This is a genomic window from Afipia sp. DC4300-2b1, from assembly GCF_049895725.1.
GTDB classification, from domain to species: domain Bacteria; phylum Pseudomonadota; class Alphaproteobacteria; order Rhizobiales; family Xanthobacteraceae; genus Afipia; species Afipia broomeae.
The window spans coordinates 1,045,008-1,060,060 of sequence record NZ_JAFCSX010000002.1; the positions used below are offsets into that span (position 1 = coordinate 1,045,008).

Genomic DNA, 15,053 nt, shown 5'->3' on the forward strand with positions numbered 1-15,053 from the left:
TCGAAAGCATGCTGCGGAGCATTGTTTCTATCGTATTTTCGCCGTCATGGCCGGGCTCGACCCGGCGGCAGAATAACGAACCGGGTCATGAGACTTACAACTGCGATCCTGCTGGGTGGCCTTGGGGTGTCTGCGGCGGCGGCTCAGCCGTTGCCTGCGGATTTTGTCTATCTGCGCGATATCGATCCGACCATCGTGCAGGACATGCGCTACGCCACGGCGAACAATTTCGTCGGACGCGTGCTGAACGGCTACGAGGCGGGCGAGTGCATTGTCACCCGCAGCGTCGGCGCCGCGCTGAAACGTGTGCAGCAGGATCTGAAGCCGCGCGGGCTGTCGCTCAAGGTGTACGACTGCTATCGCCCGCAGCGCGCGGTGGACGACATGTATGCGTGGGCGCAGGACGGACGCGAGACGCCGGAGCAGCGCCGCTATAATCCGAAGATGCGCAAGGCCGATCTGTTTCGCTTAGGCTACATCGCCAGACATTCCGGCCATTCGACCGGCAAGGCGGTGGATATCACGCTGGTGCAATTGCCCGTGTCAAAGGCTGCGCCGTTCGATCCAAGGGCCGACTATGCCTATTGCACCGGACCGCAAAACCGTCGCGCACCTGACAACAGCGTCGACATGGGCACCGGCTACGACTGCTCGGACGAGATCGCGCATACGGGCTCAAAGGCAATCACTGCGCAGCAGCGCAAGTGGCGCGGGACGCTGGTGAACGCGATGGCCAGGCATGGCTTCGTCAACTACAGGCTCGAATGGTGGCACTTTTCTTTGCCTGGACCTGGGAATACGGCTTTCGATTTCCCGGTCACGCGCCGGCCGTAAAGGTCGGCGCGTTTGGGCGTCGTTACTTGATCGACGCGTTGATGTTGGTGAACTTGGTATTGAGCTTCGTGCCCAGGCCGTTCACGGCAGCAATAATTGCCAATGCAATGCCGGCAGCGATCAGCCCATATTCTATGGCGGTGGCGCCGGATTCGTCTTTGATGAAACGCTGAATGGTTTTCATACCGGGCAGTATCTCTCGGGAACCCTGAATTTGCGGTAAAGGCTTGCGCGGAAACTCGGTTCTATTGCGTACGAATTGTCGCAGTTGCGATGGAACCCGAGCGGCAGAAATTGCCGACTGCGATCGGCGCGAAGTTCAACACGATGCCATCGCGGACGCGAAAGCACGAAGCTCAAGACGTCTGATGATCATCCCTTCGGGCTTGAATTTCCACTCCTCCAGCATAGCTTTGATGAAGACGCACGACCCGTGTGCCGGATGCAGAAAGGCCTCGCCATGAGCAGGGGCGCGATTGCAGTCACGACAGTTCTTCTGGCTATCCTGGCGGCCACGATATGGTGGGCGTGGCAAGGCTGGGTTGCACACTCCGATGTGCAGATGTCGATCCATGGCTACATCGCCATGGGACTGGGGATTTTCTTCTCGCTTGTGATCGGTTTCGGCCTGATGGCGCTGACGTTCTATTCAAGCCGTCGCGGTTATGACGATCTTCCGCAGGCGAAAGAGCCCTCCAGCAAAGAACCGGCTCCGCACAATATTCCGTAACAGGATGGCGTGAAACGCGCCGCGTTCCAGTGTAACCTGTTGTTCTCAACTGCGAGAACGACACATGACGCAATCGATCCTGTCCGCCACGACCGAAGTTTTCAACCAGTCGCCGCCGTTGGAAGACGTCGATCTGTATTCGCTCGATCGCCCGCTCGCGGAAGCTGTTGCGGCGAATGGCGGTGAGGGTGCAGCGGCGGAGCTCGCCGATTTCGGCAAGCACTGGGGCTCGGCGGCGATGGCGCAGCGTGGCCGCATCGCCAATGAAAACACACCGAAGCTGAAGACCTTCGATGCGCGCGGCTTCCGCCGAGACGAGGTCGAGTTTCATCCTGCGTATCATGAACTGATGGCGCACAGCGCCCACGCCGGCATTCACAACTCGACCTGGAACGCGAATGGCGAGACCGCGGGCGGAGCGTCCGAGGTCGTTCGCGGCGCAAAGTTCTTCATCGCCTCGCAGGTCGAGACCGGGCATCTATGCCCGATCACCATGACGCGCGCCGCGGTCGGCGCGCTGGCGGTCGATCCGGCGCTACGCGCAAAGGTGATGCCGGTGCTCGGCACCCGCAGCTACGATCCCGCATTCGTTCCGTGGTGGACCAAGCGCGGCATGACCATGGGTATGGGCATGACCGAAAAGCAGGGCGGCACAGATGTGCGCGCGAACATCACGCGGGCGGTGCGTGACGGCGACGCCTATCGCATCACCGGGCACAAGTGGTTCATGTCGGCGCCGATGTGCGATGCATTCCTCGTGCTGGCGCAGACGGAAGGCGGGCTGACCTGTTTCTTCATGCCGCGTTTTGCGCCGGACGGTTCGGTCAACGGCATTCACTTCCAGCGCCTGAAGGACAAGCTCGGCAACCGCTCCAATGCGTCCTCAGAGGTGGTGTTCGAGAACGCCTACGCGTTGCGCCTCGGTGAAGAGGGCCGTGGTGTGCCCACAATCATTCAAATGGTCTCGCTGACCCGGCAGGATTGTTCGCTGGCGTCTGCCGGGCTGATGCGCTCCGGTCTGGCGCATGCGCTGCATCACGCCCGCCATCGCAGCGTGTTCCAGAAACATCTCGCCGACCAGCCGCTGATGCGCAGCGTGCTCGCCGACATGGCGCTGCATGTGGAAGCCTCCACCGCGCTGGTGATGCGGCTGTGCCGGTCGTTCGACCGCGCGCCCACCGACAAGGCAGAAGCTGCCTACATGCGGCTGCTGACGCCGGTGGTGAAATACTGGACCTGCAAGAGCGCGCCGGGATTTCTCTACGAGGCAATGGAATGCCTCGGCGGCAACGGCTATGTCGAGGAGGGCATCCTGGCGCGGCATTACCGGGAGTCCCCGGTCAACGCGATCTGGGAAGGCTCGGGCAACGTGATGTGCCTCGATGTGTTGCGCGCGCTGTCGCGTGAGGCGGAAGCAGCGGCGGATGTGCTGCGCGGTCTTGTCGAGCAGACCAAGGGGCTACCCGGTGTGGTCGGGGCGGTCGGCTTCATCGCGAAGTCGTTTCGTCAGCCCGACGCGGAGCGCGTTGCGCGGCTTGCCGTGGAAACGCTTGCGCTGGTCGCGGCAACCGCTGCGCTCAATGAGGTCTCGCCGAAGCATGCCGAACTGTTCGCGGCGACGCGGCTCGATGCAAACCACGGCAATCTCTACGGTGCGGTCGATCTCGCCAGCGACGACATTCGCGGGCTGCTCGATCGCGCCTTGCCAACGTGATTGTTCCGCAATCACGGAATGGATCATTAATCACTGCTCGTCAGAATCGGTTCCGAGGCGACCAATAAACCGGAGATTTGACGATGACTGCTGCTGAAAGCCCTGCCGACGCCGCTCCCGTGTCGCCGCCGGGCAAAAGCCGCGAGCCTCGGGTCTGGAAATTCATCGGCACCAGCCTGTGGGGTGTGGCGCTGTTCGGTGCGATGTTCGCCGGGCAGGTCGCGGTGGTCGCATATTTTCTCGTCACCAGCGGCGAACCGATGGACACCAGCGCCATGACGGCGTTGCTGACGAACGGGCGGATCATTTCGCTCTCGGTCATCATGGGATTGCCGGCCATCCTTGCCATGCTGTGGCTTGCGACGCGGCTGTCGCGGACGCCGTTCGCGGACTATCTGGCGTTGCGCTGGCCGTCGTGGCGCACGCTCGCAACAGGTGTGGCGAGCATGGTGCTGCTGATGGTGGCGTGGGAGGTGATCAGCCGCGTAGCCGGCCGCGAGTCGTCACCCGGCTTCATGACGGATGTCCTGAAAACGGCGCGGGCCGACGGCGCGCTGTGGATTCTGGTTTTCGCATTCTGTGTGGCGGCGCCGATTGTCGAAGAGTTCTTCGCCCGCGGGTTTCTTTATCGCGGCTGGTCGGAATCGTTTCTGCGCCCGGCAGGCGCAATCCTGCTGTCATCGGCCGTGTGGACGCTGATGCACCTGCAATACAACTGGTTCTTTCTGGCGCAGGTGTTTTCAATCGGATTGCTGCTCGGTTATCTGCGCTACCGAAGCAACTCGACATGGCTGACGGTGATCCTGCACGGGCTCAACAATCTTGCCGCAACGATCCAGACCATCTGGCTGGCGAACAACTCCTGAGCGTCACGTCACCAGCGCAATCGCAATTGGCATGGTGATGACGGCGAGCGCCGTCTGCAAGGTCAGGATTTCCGCAACCAGCGGGGCATCGCCGCCCATTTGCCGCGCGAGCAGATAGGCGCTCGATGCGGTCGGCACCGAGGCGCAGCAGGCGACAATCGCGAGGTTCGTTCCCGACAGTCCGAAAGCCAGCCCGAGCGAGATTGCGAAGATCGGCATCACGACAAGCTTCAGCGCACATGACAGCAGCGCCGGCGCGTCGGGCCGCAGCACGCCCTTGAGTTGCAGTCCCGCGCCGACAACGAGAAGGCCGATGGCGAGTGAGGAGCGGCCGAGTGCGTCGATGAATTCATCGATCCATGTCGGAAGCTTGAGGCCAATCAGGTTGGCGGCCAGCCCGAGCGCGCAGGCCCAGATGAAGGGATTTTGCGCAATCGTGAGCAGAATGCGCCCCCATGACAGCCGCGTCGGCGCGGCGTAATGCGCCAGCACCCAGACCGACAGGACGTTCAGGATGGGAATCATCGCCACCATCGCCACGGAGGCGAGGGTGAGCCCGATATCGCCGTAGAGATTTCCGGCGACGGCCAGTGCGACATAGGTCTGCCACCTGCAAGAACACTGAAAGATCGAGGTGAACGATGGGCCGCTGACGCCAAGCCGCTTCATCAGGACCGGCCGCAATGCCAGACAGAGCGTTGCCATCAGCAGCACCGCGATCAGCAGCGCGCCGCCGACACCGAACAGCGGAACCTCGGAAAGTTTCGCGCGGCTCAGCGTCCGAAACAGCAGCGCGGGGAACAGGACGTAGTAGACGAGCTGCTCGGTGCCGACCCAGTGGGACTCTTCCTTCACGAGAACGCGGCGGAGAACGAAACCCATCACGATCAGCAGGAAGATCGGCACGATAGCCGCAATAATCGTTAGCATCGATCAAAGGTCTCCGGCCGCCTTGCGCAATGTCGCGAGCCGGTCCAGCGCGCCCTGCAGAATGAAGATCGCCGCGTGTTCGTCGATCACCTTGGCGCGCTTGGCGCGGCTCATGTCCATGTCGATCAGTTCGCGTTCGACGGCGACAGTGGACAGCCGTTCGTCCCACAGGCCGATGGCAAGATCCGTGAGCTTCGCGAAATTCCGGGCAAAGGCGCGTGTCGATTGCGCGCGCGGGCCTTCGCTGCCGTCCATGTTGATCGGCAGACCCAGGATGAAGCCCACGACATTGCGCTCGGCGGACAGGCTGAGCAGCTGTTTGGCGTCGGCGGTGAAGGTCTTGCGCTGAATGGTCTCGATGCCGGTCGCCAGTTTGCGATCCGGGTCGGACACCGCAACGCCGATGGTTTTGGTGCCGAGGTCGAGCCCGATCAGGGCTCCTCGTGCAGGCCAGAGGGCGGCGGCCTCGATCAGCGGGTGGATGGATGCAGGCATGGCTTCGCTTATCACGCGAGGTGCTTGCGTTGCAAAGCCTCAGGCAGGCGTCCGGGATCAGCCGGCTCAGGCGTTCTGCTTCACACGCCGCTTCGGCGCCGTGCCGACCGAGGCCATGAGCGTACGCAGCGCCAGCACCGGAGGAGAAATTTCACCCTTCCGCCAGATCAGCGGCGTGACGATATCGCTTTGGGCGCGGGGGATCGGGTTACGGCGCACGCGCGTCAGCGGCATGGCGTCGAGCACGGCCTCCGGCATCAGGGCAATCCCTGCGCCGGCTGCGACGCAGGCGACGATCGCGTGGTACGAACTTAAGTCCAGCACCCGTGAGGTGGTCAGGCTGTCGCGCGTGAGCCAGCGCTGCAGGACGCGGCGATAGGCGCAGCCGTCGGGGAAGGCGATCAGGCTCTGTCCTTCGGCATCGCGCGCGTTTCTGATCGGCTCGTGGTCAAGACTTGAGATCACCATCAATCGCTCGCGAAACACCGGCAGATGGGAAAGCGTCCGCGACGACGGAGGTTCGGCGATGAACGCGGCATCAAGCCGCCGTTCGGTCACCGCATTGACCAGGGCATCGTTGGTGCCGGTTGTGAGTTCGAGGCGCACATCGGGATAGCGGCGGTGAAACTCGGCGAGCACAGCGGGGAGGCGGCTGGCGGTTGTGCTTTCCAGCGATCCCAGTTTCAGCAAGCCTTGCGGCGCGGTGCCGGAGACAACATGGCGCGCCTCTTCGGAAAGATCGATCAGCCGCGCGGCATAACCCAGCAGCAATTCACCGCTCGGCGACAGGTGCAGGCGCTGCCGGTTGCGGTGGAACAGCGGGATGCCCACCGCGCTCTCTAGGTGTTTGATACGCGTGGTGATGTTGGAAGGAACGCGGTGCAGCTTCTGCGCCGCCTTGACGATCCCGCCTTCCTCGACAACCGTCTTGAAGATCTGCAAATCGGCGAAGTTCATCGTTCTGTTCTCCGGTGCGACCGTCGATATTTCCAAATCGAGAACAAGATGTTCTCAATTATTCATTATTCAGGAATTGAAAATCAGCGTACTCTTCTGGGGATTAGATTCAAGCCGCGGCTCCTGGGAACATCAGCCGCGTAATGTTGCCAATCAGGTCCGCCATGTCGTCTACCGCCGCACCCGCTGCTTTTTCCACGCCACCCAGAGCCGTCACCGCTGTATGGACCGGGCTGATCGGCCTCGCGGTTGCGATGGGGATTGGCCGCTTCGCCTTCACACCGTTGCTGCCACTAATGCAGCAGGATGCCGGCTTGACCCTGGTGCAGGGCGGCTGGCTCGCGACGGCGAATTACGTGGGTTATCTGGTCGGAGCGGTGATCTGCATTTCCGCACCGCCCGCGCCTTCGCGCGCGATTCAATGGGGCCTGACGTCGATTGCGGTGTTTACGCTCGGCATGGCGGCGACGAACGATTTCTGGCTATGGCTCGTACTGCGTTTTCTTGCGGGCGCGGCGAGCGCCTTCGTTCTGGTCGGTGTATCCGCTTGGGCGATGCCTATTCTCATGCATCTCGGCAAGGCGGCATGGTCGGGGCGGGTGTTCTCCGGCGTTGGCGTGGGGATCTGCTTCGCCGGTTTGATCAGCCTTGTCGCGGGCGTGACCGCGTGGGGATCGCGCGCGACGTGGATCGTTCTTGGCGCAACGGCTGCGGTTTTCGCATTCACGTTATGGCGCCGGCTTGCGAATGATGGCGCGCACGCTCCAGCGGCGGTCGGGGCGGGGCATACGCCGCTGTCCGCTCAGGCATGGCTCGCGGCGCTCTGTTATGGCGCTTTCGGTTTCGGCTACATCATTCCTGCGACCTTCCTGCCGGCGCTGGCACGCGAGGTGATCACGAATCCTGCGGTGTTCAGTTGGGTGTGGCCGGTGTTCGGGGCTGCGGCTGCGATATCGACCGCTCTTGCCGCACGCTTTTTTCCGGGACGCTCGCCGCGGCGGCTTTGGGCTTACGGACAATGGGTGCTGGCCATCGGCGTTATCGCGCCGGTGCTGGCGGTCAATCTCTACGTCCTGCTGTTTTCGGCGCTTTGTGTCGGCGGCACCTTCATGGTCATCACCATGGCGGGCGTTCAGGAGGCGCGTCGTCTGGGCGGCACGCAGGCACCGCGGCTGATCGCTGTCTACACCGCCGCGTTCGCCCTCGGGCAAATCATTGGACCTCTCACCGTGAATCTGTTCCACGGTGGTCTCACATGGCCCAGCCTGATCGCAGCGTTTGCGCTGGCGGCAAGCAGTTTTACACTTGGCCTGAGCGCACGTGCCTCGGGCGACGCTGGTTGAAATCCGCAGGAGAGATCGATGCACCAACATCCCGACCGCATGCCGCCCCTCAAGCTGGAGGAAATGGACGCCGTTCAGAAGACGGCCGCGGAAGCTTTGATCGCGGGGCCGCGCAAGGCGGTCAAAGGTCCGTTCATTGCCCTGTTGCGCAGCCCGCTATTGATGGACCGGTTGCAGCGTGTGGGTGAGTACATCCGTTTCGACAGCAGCCTGCCGCCGAGGATTTCCGAATTCACGATGTGTGTGGTGTCGCGCGCCTGCACCCAGCAGTTCGAATGGTTCACGCATGTCCCTCTGGCCATGAAGGAAGGCAGCAGCGCGGAGACCATCGAGGCATTGCGCTGCGGGCGCAGGCCAAACAATATGCATCCCGACGAAGCCCTGGTTTATGACTTCACGCAGGAACTCATGGCCCATCACGGTGTCTGCGATGCCACGTATGCCGCCGCGGTGGAGCGATTCGGCGAACGGGGAGTGATCGATCTCACCGGCCTGATCGGCTATTTCATCACCGTTTCGCTGGTGCTGAATGTCGCGCACACGCCGCCGGAAGTGAAGGATGGCGTGGCCGCCTTGCCGGCGCTGCCTCTATAGGTCCGTGGCATCCGGCAAGCCGCTCGTTTTATTGGCGTATTTCGGCCCCTAAACCGGATTCCACTTTGCCGGAAAATGCTCTATACGGCAGCCTGAATTGGGCCGCCGTCCCTGGAGTCTCCGGAATATGTCAGTCGATGCCGCCACCGTCCGCCGGATTGCGCATCTTGCGCGCATCGCCGTGAAGGAAGACGAAGTTTCCCATCTGCAGGGGGAGCTCAACGCGATGCTGGCCTTCGTCGAGCAATTGTCCGAGGTGAACATCGACGGCGTCGACCCGATGACCTCTGTCACGCCGATGGAGATGAAAAAGCGCGCGGACGTCGTCAGCGACGGCGAGATACCGGACAAGGTCCTCGCCAATGCGCCCGCCACCGAAGATCACTTCTTCCTGGTGCCCAAAGTCGTCGAATAGAACCCGAGGCAAACGCCATGTGCCTGTTGTGCAGCGACGAGAAGGCTTATGCGGCCTACATGACCTATCTCGACGAGATGGAGCGGCAGGGAAAGAATGTCGATCCGGACAAGGCTATCGACGCGGTGATCGACATGCTCGAAGCCGAGGCGGCGCAATCCAAGAAAAACAAGTCTCCCTTTATTTGCGATCCGATTGAAGAATAAATGACCGACCTGACTTCACTGACGCTCGCCGACGCCCGCGAGGGGCTGACGCAGAAATCCTTCACGGCACTGGAACTGACCGACGCGCATCTCGCCGCGATGGAAAAGGCGCGTGTGCTCAACGCTTATGTGCTGGAGACACCGGAGCAGGCGCGCGAACAGGCGCGCGCGGCGGACGCGACGATCGCGAAAGGCGAGGCTGGCCCGCTCGCGGGCATTCCACTCGGGATCAAGGATCTGTTTGCCACTAATGGGGTGCGGGCCACGGCGTGCTCGAAGATTCTCGGCAATTTCATTCCCCAGTACGAATCCACCGTGACCTCTCAGCTCTGGCGCGACGGCGCGGTGATGCTGGGCAAGCTCAACTGCGACGAATTCGCGATGGGGTCGTCCAACGAGACCTCGGCGTTAGGACCGGTGGTCAATCCGTGGCGGCGCGAAGGCTCGGATGCCAGCCTCGTTCCCGGCGGTTCATCGGGAGGTTCGGCATCGGCGGTGGCGGCGAACCTGTGTCTCGGCGCAACCGGCACTGACACCGGCGGCTCGATCCGCCAGCCGGCGGCGTTTACCGGCATCGTCGGCATCAAGCCGACCTATGGCCGCTGCTCGCGCTGGGGCATCGTGGCGTTTGCCTCATCGCTCGATCAGGCCGGACCGTTCGCGCGCACGGTGCGCGACACCGCGATCCTGATGCGCTCGATGGCGGGTCACGATCCGAAGGATACGACCTCGGTTGATCGGCCCGTGCCGGATTACGAAGCCGCCATCGGCAAGTCGGTGAAGGGAATGAAGATCGGTATTCCGAAAGAGTACCGGCTCGACGGGATGTCCGGCGAAATCGACAAGCTGTGGGCGCAGGGCGCCGACTGGCTGAAGGCCGCGGGCGCCGAACTGGTCGAGGTCTCGCTGCCGCACACGAAGTATGCGCTGCCGGCTTACTACGTCGTCGCGCCCGCTGAAGCCTCATCCAATCTCGCGCGGTACGATGGCGTGCGCTACGGCGCGCGAGTCAACGGCAAGAACATTGTCGAGATGTACGAGAACACCCGCGCAGAGGGGTTCGGCGCGGAGGTTCGCCGCCGTGTCATGATCGGTACTTACGTGCTCTCGGCCGGATATTATGACGCGTACTATCTGCGCGCGCAGAAGGTCCGCACCCTGATCAAGAAGGACTTCGAGGACGTGTTCGCGAAAGGCGTCCACGCTATCCTGACGCCGGCGACACCATCGTCGGCATTCGGTATCGGCGAGAAGGGCAAGGCCGATCCGATCGAGATGTATCTCAACGACATCTTCACGGTGACCGTGAACATGGCGGGTCTGCCCGGCATCGCAGTACCTGCGGGCACCGACGGGCAGGGGCTGCCGCTCGGCCTGCAACTGATCGGCCGGCCGTTCGATGAAGAGACGCTGTTCTCGCTCGGCGACGTAATCGAGCAGTCGGCAGGCCACTTCACCGCCAGGAAATGGTGGGCGTGACGCTTTGCGGGCACGGCGGTATGCCGTGCCGCTGCCTTGAATTCACCGTTCTGGTGGCCAATGCCTGATCCGCGGCGGTATGTGTTCATTAACTGCCAGCGGCGATAACGGCCGGTGGGATCGGTGATTATGCGTTGGGTGCGTCCTCTCGCCAATGTTGCGTTCGTGTCCGGCTTGCTGCTGGGCTGCGCGTCGATTCAGAACGCGCCGGTCAATCTCCCGGGATCTGATAATCTCACTGACCGAGGCAATATCGGCTTCGGCGAGACGACGAGTTACGACGACACGGTCGTTGGACTGTCTTTTTCAGGCGGCGGAACCCGCGCCGCCGCGTTTTCCTTCGGCGTGTTGCAGGAGATGGAGCGCATTCCGGTCCGCGGCGCGCAGGGACCGATGATCGACCGGGTCGAGTTTGTCTCTGGCGTCTCGGGAGGCTCCGTTACGGCGGCCTATTACGGTTTGCGGAAGCGGGCTGCTCTTGCCGATTTTCGCGAACGGTTTCTCCTGCGCAACGCGGAGGAGGGACTTCAGACAAATCTCACTCTGGCGACACTCTCCCGCGCGGTCGCTGGCGGCATCAACGACTCGACCGGATTTCCACGCTGGCTCGACGCCAATCTGTTTCAGGGGGCGACATTTCGCGATCTGGGCCTGACCAGCCGTCCGCAGGTCTGGATCAATGCCTCCGATATTTATAACAGGACACCTTTCGTGTTTGGTGCGGTGGCATTCGGCGCCATGTGCAGCAACCTGTCCGAATATCCGCTCGCAAACGCCGTCGCTGCTTCGGCGGCGGTGCCCGTGGCGTTCGCGCCGGTCGTAATCCAGACGTTCCCCGGAAAGTGCAACGAACGTCTGCCGCCTTGGATCGTGCGCGCGCGAGACAATGCCAACGCGCCTCCGATGCTGAACTCATTCGCAAAGGCGATCAGCCGTTACCACGATGGCTCGATGCCTTACATCAAGCTGCTCGATGGCGGCCTTGTCGATAACTACGGCCTGGCCGGCATGACCATCGCGCGGCTGTCGTCGGATACGCCGTATGGCCCGCTGAGCCCGCGACAGGCGGTGAAGCTGCGGCGTGCTCTGATTTTGGTGGTCGACGCCAAGACCGGCCTGTCGGGAAACTGGATCAATACCATTGAGGGGCCGTCCGGGGCGGACCTCGTCAAGGCTGCCGCCGATACGGCTATCGATGCCAGCGTCGCCGGCAGCTTCACCGCATTCACCGCGACCATGACTGACTGGCAGGGCTCGCTGGTGAGGTGGCGCTGCGGATTGTCGGCCGCGGATCGCGCGAAGTACGGCGTAGGTGCGAACTGGAATTGCCGTGATCTCAAATTCTATGTCGGCCGGATCGGGTTCGATCAGCTCGATCAGGCGCGCGCGGCGGACCTTGAACGGGTCCCCACGCGCTTCCATCTGCCACCCGAGCAGGTCGACAGTGTCATCGAGGCGGGGCGCGACGCGCTGCGGGCGAGCCCGGTTTTCCGCAGTTTCGCAGCGAACCTGTGATCTGATTCGGGGTTTTCTCGCCCGCGCCATCAAGGTAAAAGGCGGCCCATGAACGCACCCGTTAAATCGTCAAAACTCATCAAGGGCGCCACCGGTGACTGGGAAATGGTCATCGGTCTTGAAGTCCATGCCCAGGTGACCTCCAACTCGAAGTTGTTCTCAGGCGCTTCGACCGAATTCGGCGGCGCACCGAACGATCACGTCTCGCTGGTGGACGCGGCGATGCCCGGCATGCTGCCCGTCATCAATGAGGAGTGCGTTGCGCAGGCGGTGCGTACGGGGCTTGGCCTCAAGGCGCAGATCAACCTGAAATCGACCTTCGACCGGAAGAACTATTTCTATCCGGACCTGCCGCAGGGCTACCAGATCAGCCAGTACAAGTCGCCGATCGTCGGCGAGGGTGCGGTGGTCGTCGATCTTCCCGGCGGCGAGAGCGTGACGGTTGGCATCGAGCGGCTGCATCTGGAGCAGGACGCCGGTAAATTGCTGCACGACCAGCATCCGTCCATGTCCTTTGTCGATCTCAACCGTTCGGGCGTTGCCCTGATGGAGATCGTCTCCAAGCCCGACATCCGCTCGGCCGAGGAGGCGCAGGGCTACGTCGCCAAGCTGCGCTCGATCCTGCGCTATCTCGGCACCTGTGACGGCGACATGGAGAAGGGCAACCTGCGCGCGGACGTCAACGTCTCGGTGCGGCGTCCTGGCGAGGGCCTCGGCACCCGCTGCGAGATCAAGAACATGAACTCGATCCGCTTCATCGGGCAGGCGATCCATTACGAAGCCCGCCGCCAGATCGGAATTCTTGAGGACGGCGGCACCATCGACCAGGAGACCCGGCTGTACGATCCGAACAAGGGCGAGACCCGATCGATGCGCTCCAAGGAAGAGGCGCATGACTATCGCTACTTCCCGGACCCCGATCTGCTGCCGCTGGAGTTCACTGCGGACTACGTCGAGGCTTTGAAATCCAAGCTGCCGGAACTGCCGGATGAGAAGCGCGAGCGCTTCATCGCGGAAGTCGGCCTGACACCGTACGATGCCGGCGTTCTGGTCGCCGAGCGCGAGAGTGCGGACTTCTATGAGGCGGTGCTGGCGAGGCTTGCCGACAAGGCGCGCGACGGCAAGCTGGCTGCCAACTGGGTCATCAACGAATTGTTCGGCCGCCTCAACAAGGAAGGGCAGGATATTGCCTCGTCGCCGGTGTCGGCGGAGCAAATGGCCGCGATCATCGATCTGATCGGCGAAGGAACCATCTCCGGAAAGATCGCGAAGGACCTGTTCGAGATCGTCTGGACCAAGGGCGGCGATCCGAAGGCGCTGGTCGACAGCCTCGGCATGAAGCAGGTGACCGATCTCGGCGCCATCGAGAAGGTGGTGGACGACATCATCGCCGCCAATCCCGACAAGGTGGAGCAGGCGCGCGCCAAACCTCAGCTCATGGGCTGGTTCGTCGGTCAGGTGATGAAGTCATCGGGCGGCAAGGCGAACCCGCAGGCAGTCAACGACCTGCTGAAGGCCAAGCTCGGCATCTGAACATCGTTAATGCGAGTGACATCGTGCGCGCGGCGTCGCTCCCGCGCGCCGTTCCGACGTCTCGTTTTCCGTTTTCGATGTCACGACGAACCCTCGCAACGGTGCCGCAAGACGACGTGAGCGCCTCTCGACGCGGAATCAATTTGCGAATCAGATTCGCAAAAAGGTCGGGAAAAGTTCTCCGGCGCGAGCGATGATCGCGCCAAAACCAAATTTTTCAGAAAATATTTTTGTTGCCAAAATTTACGACTCAGAGTCCGCGAAAGGCGTTTTTCGCGCGCTGTGAAGTTACATGCGGTTTTATTGACGTTATGATGCGTGCTGCTTTGTGATGAAAGAAGCCGCTGCGGCACAGGCATTTCTTTGATGCGCGATGTTTCTTCGCTCGATCGTTTCTCGCCCGCGATGGCGTGCCGTGCGGATGCGTCGCAACGCTTCCGTTTCGTGTTTGCAGCGCGCGCGACGCCTTGTGCGTAAACACTTCCTTAAGCGGGACACTGTTTTTTTGAACGCGTTGGTGTAATCCAGATGAAGTGCATTTCGATTCCCGAGTGCACACAGCGATTAAGCCATCTCACGAACTTAGGAGGGCAACATGGCCAAGAAAGCGAAGAAGGCGAAGAAGGCGAAGTCGGCAGTGAAGAAGACTGCCAAGAAGACCCGCAAGGTCGCCAAGAAGAAGAAGTAAGGCTACGCCTTATGGAATTGCCGGCACATGATGCTGGCACCGTCACAAGAGCCGCCAGACAATCCAGTTCGCGAAAGCGGATTTGAACCGGCGGCTCCGGTCGACGAAAGAGGGTGTCGGCGAGACATCAGGCGAGACGGCCCGGCCAACCGGTCAGGCAGAAGAGTTCAAGAGCTCTTCGTTCGTTGCGGGGGATGACCCCGCAGTTTCCCGGCAAGACTATGCCGGTGAGATCTCAGTCCTGGCGTGTTCACCGACGCCCTCGTTTTTTTTGACCCCTGCGTATCTGCCGGTTCGGCGCACGCGGTCGCGGTCATCGAGGTTCTCCAAAACAAATTCTGATTTGAAGCTTCGGCCGGTGAATGTTCGCATTCGCAAGCGGCGGCGCTGACGCGGCGTCTTCGCGGCCAGAGCCCTGCGATCGCCGATTCACGATTGGTGAGGGAACGCTCGCGGGAGGCCAGCTCGTGCAATGGTTATCGCTTCGCCAAATACGAAGGTGAATCGATCTTCACGAATGCCGATAAACCCCTGCAAATAGCCCGTTTCTCGCAATTCGCCGGGCAGCGGCCCGCCGCATCGTTCACGTTCGATTCATCGCGATGCTTAAACTGCGATTCAAATTTTACGGATCCTATGGTGCCAACAAGCCGGCAAACGGCGAACGCGTATTCCGCAGAATTGGCAAACCGGTTTTGCGGAATACGCGCCAACAAAAGCAACAGTCGCATCGAACAGAATACTGACAGGAGCC

Annotated in this window: 15 protein-coding genes; 11 read left to right on the forward strand and 4 right to left on the reverse strand. The window is 61.8% G+C overall.

Annotation, left to right across the window (positions count from 1 at the left end):
- Positions 1-87: 87 nt before the first annotated feature.
- Entirely contained in the window at positions 88-834 is a 747-nt protein-coding gene (locus tag ACP7AL_RS11980; protein WP_425991537.1) for a M15 family metallopeptidase, read from the forward strand.
- Positions 835-856: 22 nt separating this feature from the next.
- Here ACP7AL_RS11980 and ACP7AL_RS11985 read toward each other — a convergent pair whose 3' ends face one another.
- Positions 857-1,018 carry a Flp family type IVb pilin gene (locus tag ACP7AL_RS11985; protein ID WP_006020912.1) on the reverse strand — a complete coding sequence of 54 codons (162 nt, stop codon included), beginning with the start codon at positions 1,016-1,018 and terminating at the stop codon, positions 857-859.
- Positions 1,019-1,294: 276 nt separating this feature from the next.
- Here ACP7AL_RS11985 and ACP7AL_RS11990 point away from each other — a divergent pair, with 276 nt between their 5' ends.
- The 3 genes from ACP7AL_RS11990 (at position 1,295) to ACP7AL_RS12000 (ending at position 4,144) form a co-directional block, all read left to right on the forward strand.
- A complete protein-coding gene (locus ACP7AL_RS11990) occupies positions 1,295-1,564 on the forward strand; it encodes a hypothetical protein (RefSeq protein WP_006020911.1) in 270 nt (89 codons plus the stop codon).
- Positions 1,565-1,628: 64 nt separating this feature from the next.
- On the forward strand, positions 1,629-3,278 hold the full coding sequence (locus ACP7AL_RS11995) for an acyl-CoA dehydrogenase family protein (RefSeq protein ID WP_425991540.1): 1,650 nt from the start codon (positions 1,629-1,631) through the stop codon (positions 3,276-3,278).
- Positions 3,279-3,361: 83 nt separating this feature from the next.
- Positions 3,362-4,144: a CPBP family intramembrane glutamic endopeptidase gene (locus tag ACP7AL_RS12000; protein ID WP_425991542.1), complete on the forward strand. Its 783-nt coding sequence runs from the start codon at positions 3,362-3,364 to the stop codon at positions 4,142-4,144.
- A 3-nt stretch (positions 4,145-4,147) separates the two neighbouring features.
- Here ACP7AL_RS12000 and ACP7AL_RS12005 read toward each other — a convergent pair whose 3' ends face one another.
- The 3 genes from ACP7AL_RS12005 to ACP7AL_RS12015 all read right to left on the reverse strand — a co-directional run bounded on the left by ACP7AL_RS12005 (position 4,148) and on the right by ACP7AL_RS12015 (position 6,526).
- Positions 4,148-5,074 (reverse strand): AEC family transporter, encoded by a 927-nt coding sequence (locus ACP7AL_RS12005; RefSeq protein WP_425991544.1) that lies wholly within the window; start codon positions 5,072-5,074, stop codon positions 4,148-4,150.
- Between the two features lie 3 nt (positions 5,075-5,077).
- Entirely contained in the window at positions 5,078-5,569 is a 492-nt protein-coding gene (gene ruvX, locus ACP7AL_RS12010) for a Holliday junction resolvase RuvX (protein ID WP_425991546.1), read from the reverse strand.
- 66 nt (positions 5,570-5,635) lie between these two features.
- Complete coding sequence (locus ACP7AL_RS12015) at positions 5,636-6,526, reverse strand: LysR family transcriptional regulator (RefSeq protein WP_425991548.1); 891 nt, start codon at positions 6,524-6,526, stop codon at positions 5,636-5,638.
- 164 nt (positions 6,527-6,690) lie between these two features.
- On the opposite strand from ACP7AL_RS12015, the gene ACP7AL_RS12020 reads away from it, so the two are divergent.
- From ACP7AL_RS12020 to gatB, 7 genes are all read left to right on the forward strand, one after another.
- Positions 6,691-7,869, forward strand: coding sequence for a YbfB/YjiJ family MFS transporter (locus ACP7AL_RS12020; RefSeq protein ID WP_425991550.1), 1,179 nt, complete (start codon positions 6,691-6,693; stop codon positions 7,867-7,869).
- 18 nt (positions 7,870-7,887) lie between these two features.
- Positions 7,888-8,463, forward strand: a complete 576-nt coding sequence (locus ACP7AL_RS12025) for a carboxymuconolactone decarboxylase family protein (RefSeq protein ID WP_425991552.1) — start codon at positions 7,888-7,890, stop codon at positions 8,461-8,463.
- Between the two features lie 127 nt (positions 8,464-8,590).
- Positions 8,591-8,878, forward strand: a complete 288-nt coding sequence (gene gatC / locus ACP7AL_RS12030) for an Asp-tRNA(Asn)/Glu-tRNA(Gln) amidotransferase subunit GatC (protein WP_024921462.1) — start codon at positions 8,591-8,593, stop codon at positions 8,876-8,878.
- Positions 8,879-8,895: 17 nt separating this feature from the next.
- Positions 8,896-9,084 carry a hypothetical protein gene (locus tag ACP7AL_RS12035; RefSeq protein ID WP_006020902.1) on the forward strand — a complete coding sequence of 63 codons (189 nt, stop codon included), beginning with the start codon at positions 8,896-8,898 and terminating at the stop codon, positions 9,082-9,084.
- Complete coding sequence (gene gatA, locus ACP7AL_RS12040) at positions 9,085-10,563, forward strand: Asp-tRNA(Asn)/Glu-tRNA(Gln) amidotransferase subunit GatA (protein ID WP_425991555.1); 1,479 nt, start codon at positions 9,085-9,087, stop codon at positions 10,561-10,563.
- A 129-nt stretch (positions 10,564-10,692) separates the two neighbouring features.
- Entirely contained in the window at positions 10,693-12,078 is a 1,386-nt protein-coding gene (locus ACP7AL_RS12045) for a patatin-like phospholipase family protein (RefSeq protein WP_425991557.1), read from the forward strand.
- Between the two features lie 48 nt (positions 12,079-12,126).
- On the forward strand, positions 12,127-13,611 hold the full coding sequence (gene gatB / locus ACP7AL_RS12050; protein ID WP_425991559.1) for an Asp-tRNA(Asn)/Glu-tRNA(Gln) amidotransferase subunit GatB: 1,485 nt from the start codon (positions 12,127-12,129) through the stop codon (positions 13,609-13,611).
- Positions 13,612-15,053 lie beyond the last annotated feature (1,442 nt).

Coding starts and splice junctions, on each gene's coding strand:
- ACP7AL_RS11980 (WP_425991537.1), top strand. CDS start 88: ATGAGACTTACAACTGCGATCCTGCTGGGTGGCCTTGGGGTGTCTGCG.
- ACP7AL_RS11985 (WP_006020912.1), bottom strand. CDS start 1,018: ATGAAAACCATTCAGCGTTTCATCAAAGACGAATCCGGCGCCACCGCC.
- ACP7AL_RS11990 (WP_006020911.1), top strand. CDS start 1,295: ATGAGCAGGGGCGCGATTGCAGTCACGACAGTTCTTCTGGCTATCCTG.
- ACP7AL_RS11995 (WP_425991540.1), top strand. CDS start 1,629: ATGACGCAATCGATCCTGTCCGCCACGACCGAAGTTTTCAACCAGTCG.
- ACP7AL_RS12000 (WP_425991542.1), top strand. CDS start 3,362: ATGACTGCTGCTGAAAGCCCTGCCGACGCCGCTCCCGTGTCGCCGCCG.
- ACP7AL_RS12005 (WP_425991544.1), bottom strand. CDS start 5,074: ATGCTAACGATTATTGCGGCTATCGTGCCGATCTTCCTGCTGATCGTG.
- ruvX (WP_425991546.1), bottom strand. CDS start 5,569: ATGCCTGCATCCATCCACCCGCTGATCGAGGCCGCCGCCCTCTGGCCT.
- ACP7AL_RS12015 (WP_425991548.1), bottom strand. CDS start 6,526: ATGAACTTCGCCGATTTGCAGATCTTCAAGACGGTTGTCGAGGAAGGC.
- ACP7AL_RS12020 (WP_425991550.1), top strand. CDS start 6,691: ATGTCGTCTACCGCCGCACCCGCTGCTTTTTCCACGCCACCCAGAGCC.
- ACP7AL_RS12025 (WP_425991552.1), top strand. CDS start 7,888: ATGCACCAACATCCCGACCGCATGCCGCCCCTCAAGCTGGAGGAAATG.
- gatC (WP_024921462.1), top strand. CDS start 8,591: ATGTCAGTCGATGCCGCCACCGTCCGCCGGATTGCGCATCTTGCGCGC.
- ACP7AL_RS12035 (WP_006020902.1), top strand. CDS start 8,896: ATGTGCCTGTTGTGCAGCGACGAGAAGGCTTATGCGGCCTACATGACC.
- gatA (WP_425991555.1), top strand. CDS start 9,085: ATGACCGACCTGACTTCACTGACGCTCGCCGACGCCCGCGAGGGGCTG.
- ACP7AL_RS12045 (WP_425991557.1), top strand. CDS start 10,693: ATGCGTTGGGTGCGTCCTCTCGCCAATGTTGCGTTCGTGTCCGGCTTG.
- gatB (WP_425991559.1), top strand. CDS start 12,127: ATGAACGCACCCGTTAAATCGTCAAAACTCATCAAGGGCGCCACCGGT.